Genomic DNA, 5,384 nt, shown 5'->3' with positions numbered 1-5,384 from the left:
TGTGAATATTTAATGATTATAAATTATGATTCAGAGAAAAATATATTTTCTATCATTCACAAAAACATATATTTCCTAAAAAAACATCCTGTTAATCCTTTAATCTTGTATCCCTGATGCACGCTACGCTATCAGACATTTTTCATCTAGTCAGGTATTTTTGGCTTAATTGTGACTGCTAATTCCTTCAGTGGTTCGTCCACTAATCTCACTAGGATGAATACGGTAGAGTGCCATGACTTCCCCACGACCCCAGGCATCAATCCAGGTGCGATTAATAGCCGGAGAAAGCTTGGGATTTTGCGTTTTCACAAATTCCATCACCCGATCAATTTCTTGCTGTTCTGTGATGTGTTCGGCTTGACCTGTGACGGTAACGCTACGCCAATGCTGGAGATCATTCACTTCTTCAACTTGCAAACATACCTCTGGATTTGCATCCATATACTTGGTCTTCATTCCTAGGGTAGTGAAAATATAAATATCTGGCTCGTCGAAATAATATTGCATTGGCACAACATATGGATGTCCTTCCAGCGCACAAGCAAGATGGCCATGTCCTACTTTTTGCAAGAGATCATGGATCTCTTTTGCGCCCATTTCATCGATATCTAACATGATTATTCTCCTATTAAAGATTTAATTGATTTACAAGTAAGTTATGATGCACAAGAAAAGGAAAAATTAACCACTCTGCCTGTTTTTGGACTATCAACAATGTCAGCTATGTATTTACCTAGTTTCATACAATATCTTAATATAAATTAGTATGATATCCTACCGTTATAAATCATGTTTAATTAACCTAATGCTGGCGAAAATTTGCTATTTGAGTTGAGCTTAAATGCCATTCTCATATATCCACATCATATGATCATTTCTAAGAGTTAACCCTCTAACTAAAGTTAGAAACAACTAAGTAGTCCGGCATAAATATTTATTTGATTTATTTGTCGTTGGGATCAGTCTGCTCTTTCAGGGAGTGATCTTGCAGAAGGAAAGACAGTTTTAGCCTAGTTCATCTTTCTTCACATAGTTGGAGACGATGTTGTGTAATCATCAAAACTTACTATCACAAATCATTTAATAATATATATAGAGCATCAAAAAAACAAGTGCTATGCCCAAACGCCTCCTAGTAGTCGAATCTCCTGGAAAAGTCAAAAAACTGAGTCAAATTCTCGGTGCAGATTGGATTGTTCGCGCTAGTTGTGGGCATATCCGCGAACTTAGCAATGAGGGTGATGATTCACTAGGATTTACAATGGATGGTAATACTGTCCGCTGCAATTATATACCCCGTGACCAACGGGCAAAAGAAACAATTCAACAACTAAAAGCCGCTGTTAGACAGGTTGATGAAGTCATTTTAGCAACAGACCCCGACAGAGAAGGAGAAACCATTGCTTGGCATCTTAAAGAAACGTTAGGTTTGAGAGAACCAAAACGAGTAGTTTACACAGAGATTACAGCATCTGCGGTCAAAAATGCGATCGCTCATCCGAGAAAACTTGACACCAATTTAATCGGTGCAGGATTATGTCGAGATTGTCTTGATAAACTGGTAGGTTACAAAGGTAGTCCCTTAGTTTGGGCATTAAATAACGGGGCAAAAAGCGTAGGTAGAGTTCAAAGCGCCACATTACACCTAATATGTCAGCGAGAAAGAGAAATTCTGGCTTTTGTTCCCCAAGATTACTGGAGTGTTTGGGTAGATTATCAAGAAGGATTTCGGGCTTTTTACAAAGGTACGGCAAATACTGAGAAAGAAACACCAGAACCAGAAACGGAAACTCATGATGATGCAGCTAGTAACAACCCAGAGAAACCCGAATCTCAGCGCGTTCTCTCGGAAGCAGAAGCAAACAGATTAGTTGAGGAAGCAAAACGTCATCCTCATCAAATTATCCACCTAGAAGGGAAACTCGTTTATCGTCAACCCCCACCACCATTTATCACCTCCACCCTGCAACAAGCAGCCGGTTCAAAGTTGAAATTTGCCCCCAACAAAACCATGCAGGTGGCACAAAAACTATATGAGGCAGGGTTAATTACATATATGCGAACAGATTCAGTCATGTTGAGTCCTGAATTTTGTGCCAGTGCGCGTCAATGGTTGGAACAAAATGATCCTGAAAATGTCCCCCAGCAAGTAGCCAAGCACCGCAGTAGTAAAACAGCGCAGGAAGCACATGAAGCTATTCGTCCTACAGATGTCTTTCGTCCTTCCGTACAATTGCGGGCAGAATTACCTGAAGATGAGTTTAACCTATATGTGATGATTTGGAAAAGAGCGATCGCTTCCCAATGTCGTCCTGCTCAACTTCGTAAAACTCTGATAATTACAAAATCAGGTAATATTTTATGGCAAGCTAGAGGGCAAGTAATTGAATTTTACGGTTATGCAAAATATTGGCTGAATCTTAGCAAAGATGCAGTTTTACCTATTTTGCAACAGGGACAAATACTAACTTTAGAAAAAGCCGGACATGACCAAAAACAAACCCAACCACCACCAAGATACAGTGAACCAAAACTTGTACAATTGATGGAAAGAAAAGGTATTGGTCGTCCTAGTACCTACGCGCCTACAGTTGCTACTTTGAAGAAACGCAATTATGTGGAATTGAAAAAAGACAATCTTCAACCTACAGCTTTGGGTTTAGAAGTTGATGAGTTTTTACAAAAGGCTTTACCGGATTTATTAGAAGCGGAATTCACTGCCAAAATGGAGGATGCACTAGATGCAATTTCTGAAGGAAAAAACTCTTGGCAACATTACCTAACTAATTGGAATCAAAATTATTTTGTCCCTGCGCTTTCCAAGGCTAAAACTGTGGTTGTTAATTCATCAACTACAGCTAAAACTAATAATTTAGTTGAACGTAAATATGAAACTTCTAAAACTCGCTGTCCTGAGTGTAAGAATTGTTTAGCTAAAATTCCTAGTAGTAAAGTTAAAAAGAAATACTTTCTCAAATGTGTGAGTGGCTGTGAAAACATTGTTTTGTTTTGGAGTGATTTTAACAAAAAGTGGGAAGCACCCAAAACTAAAACATCTCCAGATGAAAATGCTCCCAAACCTTCTGCTAAAATCACTGCATATCCCTGTCCAGTATGTCAGAAACCTTTGGAGGAATATAGCTATATTAAAGATGGGCAGAATAAAACTATGTTGCGGTGTTCTGGTCAAGATTCCTGGAAGGATAAAAAACATAAAGATGTGGCTTATTTTAATACAGCCAAAGGATGGTGGAGTCCTAAATTTGGGAATTTAAATAACACATAAGCCAGCCTCCACAAAAGCAACAGTATTTTAAAATCCCAGATCTGCTCATAATCATTTATCGTAACCCCGGATTACAAAATGTGACCCATGGGTCACAAAAATATATTTACGTATTTTAAATATGGGGAAAAACTTTTTTTTGGCAAAATCAATCAGTGGTGCAAGTTGGTATTTGTTCACGAGCTTATTTTTACAGGTGCGCTAAACTGAGTTAACGCACCCGAAAAATTAGGAAAACCTAGCGTTGCCAGTATTGACTAAATTCGCTACTAATTTCAATCCAAACTCTTCCTCAAACACTCCTTTCTTATAATCTAAATTCCACAGTTCTAAGGCACAATCATCACCTAAACTAGAAGGGAAAATTAACATCTTAAATTCATGCAGATGGGGAAAGTATTCACACTGCACGCGAGAAATAGCGCCAATTTGTCTTCTATCCAAAGCAACGGCTAATCTTAAAATTGCACTCAATTGACTCACCATTTGCCGATGTTCTTTATGCAATAGATTGCGGTAATTATCATGCTTTTTCTTGGGTGCTGATTTGCGGTGATAACGGGCTAAATTAGCAATGATTTCGATCTCAGTTTCGTTATAACCAAGTAATTCACCATTTCTAATTAAATAGTATGAATGCTTGTGGTGTGAAGAATGACTGACGTAGTGACCGCAATTGTGTAAAATGGCAGCAGCCCAAAGTAATTGTCTTTCGTCTTTACCCCAATTATGTAGTTTAGTTTGAGTTTGATCAAATAAACTTAGGGCAAATGCTGCAACGCGATCGCTATGTTCTAATTTAATCTGGTATTTCTTGGCAGTTTTCTGGACATGACGCTGGCGAATTGAACTTTGGTAGCGCAGTTTATCTTCAATTAAACCATGTGTCAGCATCCAGTCTACAATCACTCCTTCTCGCAGAGAACGTTCACAAAGTGTGACTGAATCCACACCCAACAGGTTCATAGCTTCATGTAAAATTACAGCCCCAGCTAGTATCACTTCTGACCGCTTATCTGGCATTCCTGGAATCGTCGCCCGTTCGACGTTGTTCATGCGCCGTAAGCGATTTACCCAGGTTCGCAAGTCTTGTAGACTAAATTGATAACCACTGAGAGTAGAAGGAACAACACCCAATTTTTCCCTAGCATGAATCGTTGCTAAAGTTTCAATTGTGCCAGATGTTCCCACCAACTTAGGAGATTCACCTGGCTTAAGTTTGCCTAGTACCTCTTCTACCGAACGTTCTAACATTCCCCGCGCATAGGCTTGCAGATATTTAAACTCAATATCGTTGATGGGGTCAGAGGTGATTAATTCTCCAGTCAGTCGCACTGCACCGACTTTTGTACTGGTGAGACTGCGCGGTTCTTGAGAGTCACCCAAAATTAATTCTGTGGAACCACCACCAATGTCAACGATGATGTGCGGTTGGTTGTTAAATTCCATTCCCGACAACACACCCAAGTAGATGCGTCGCGCTTCTTCTTGACCAGAAATCAAGTCAACGCTTAAACCTACCTCTGTTTCTACCTTCTGCAAAAAATCTTGACCATTGGGGGCTTCACGGACGGCGCTAGTTGCTACGGCGATAATGCTTTCTGCTTCTAGGGTTTTAGCAAGTTCTTGAAAACGCCCCAAACAAGCGATCGCTTTTTTGATCACTTCTGGTTTCAATTCTCCAGTTTCCAAATTGCGATCGCCTAATCTCACTGTTTCCTTTTCTTTGGCAATCATCGTAAAAGCTGGTAACATCGGTTCAATGCTCACTATTACCATGTGTAAGGAATTAGTGCCGATATCAATGGCCGCAATAATCCGGTTATGCTTGACTGGTTGAGTTGGCATACTCCCCCAATTAGCTGAAACATTCAGCATCTAGGTTTCTCTCTGTTAAAAATAAATGGTCAATCAATTTTAGATTTTAGATTTGCGATTTTGGATTGGTTTCGCCCACAAGGAACGGGATTGGGGATTTTAGATTGACGATGTTAGATTGGTTTCGCCCACCTGGGGCAGGGCATAAACCGAAAAACCTCAATCCAAAATTCAAAATCTAAAATTACTAGTACAACACGGCGTAAGTTAAGCAACC

At 39.6% G+C, this 5,384-nt stretch carries 3 protein-coding genes; 1 reads left to right on the top strand and 2 read right to left on the bottom strand.

Annotated features, from left to right (window positions below; genetic code table 11):
• Positions 1-165 precede the first annotated feature (165 nt).
• On the bottom strand, positions 166-600 hold the full coding sequence (locus A9Y75_RS25635) for a pyridoxamine 5'-phosphate oxidase family protein (RefSeq protein ID WP_236721539.1): 435 nt from the start codon (positions 598-600) through the stop codon (positions 166-168).
• Positions 601-1,120: 520 nt separating this feature from the next.
• Here A9Y75_RS25635 and topA point away from each other — a divergent pair.
• Positions 1,121-3,289 carry a type I DNA topoisomerase gene (gene topA / locus A9Y75_RS25630; protein ID WP_071192700.1) on the top strand — a complete coding sequence of 723 codons (2,169 nt, stop codon included), beginning with the start codon at positions 1,121-1,123 and terminating at the stop codon, positions 3,287-3,289.
• A gap of 228 nt (positions 3,290-3,517) precedes the next feature.
• On the opposite strand, the gene A9Y75_RS25625 is transcribed toward topA, so the two are convergent.
• Positions 3,518-5,167, bottom strand: coding sequence for a Ppx/GppA phosphatase family protein (locus A9Y75_RS25625; protein ID WP_071192699.1), 1,650 nt, complete (start codon positions 5,165-5,167; stop codon positions 3,518-3,520).
• Between the last annotated feature and the right edge of the window lie 217 nt (positions 5,168-5,384).

Origin of the sequence: Trichormus sp. NMC-1 (assembly GCF_001858025.1) — a bacterium.
Taxonomy (GTDB): domain Bacteria; phylum Cyanobacteriota; class Cyanobacteriia; order Cyanobacteriales; family Nostocaceae; genus Anabaena.
Note: the sequence above shows the minus strand (reverse complement) of the source record. Positions and strands in the feature narration are given on the sequence as shown.

Coding starts and splice junctions, on each gene's coding strand:
- A9Y75_RS25635 (WP_236721539.1), bottom strand. CDS start 600: ATGGGCGCAAAAGAGATCCATGATCTCTTGCAAAAAGTAGGACATGGC.
- topA (WP_071192700.1), top strand. CDS start 1,121: ATGCCCAAACGCCTCCTAGTAGTCGAATCTCCTGGAAAAGTCAAAAAA.
- A9Y75_RS25625 (WP_071192699.1), bottom strand. CDS start 5,167: ATGCTGAATGTTTCAGCTAATTGGGGGAGTATGCCAACTCAACCAGTC.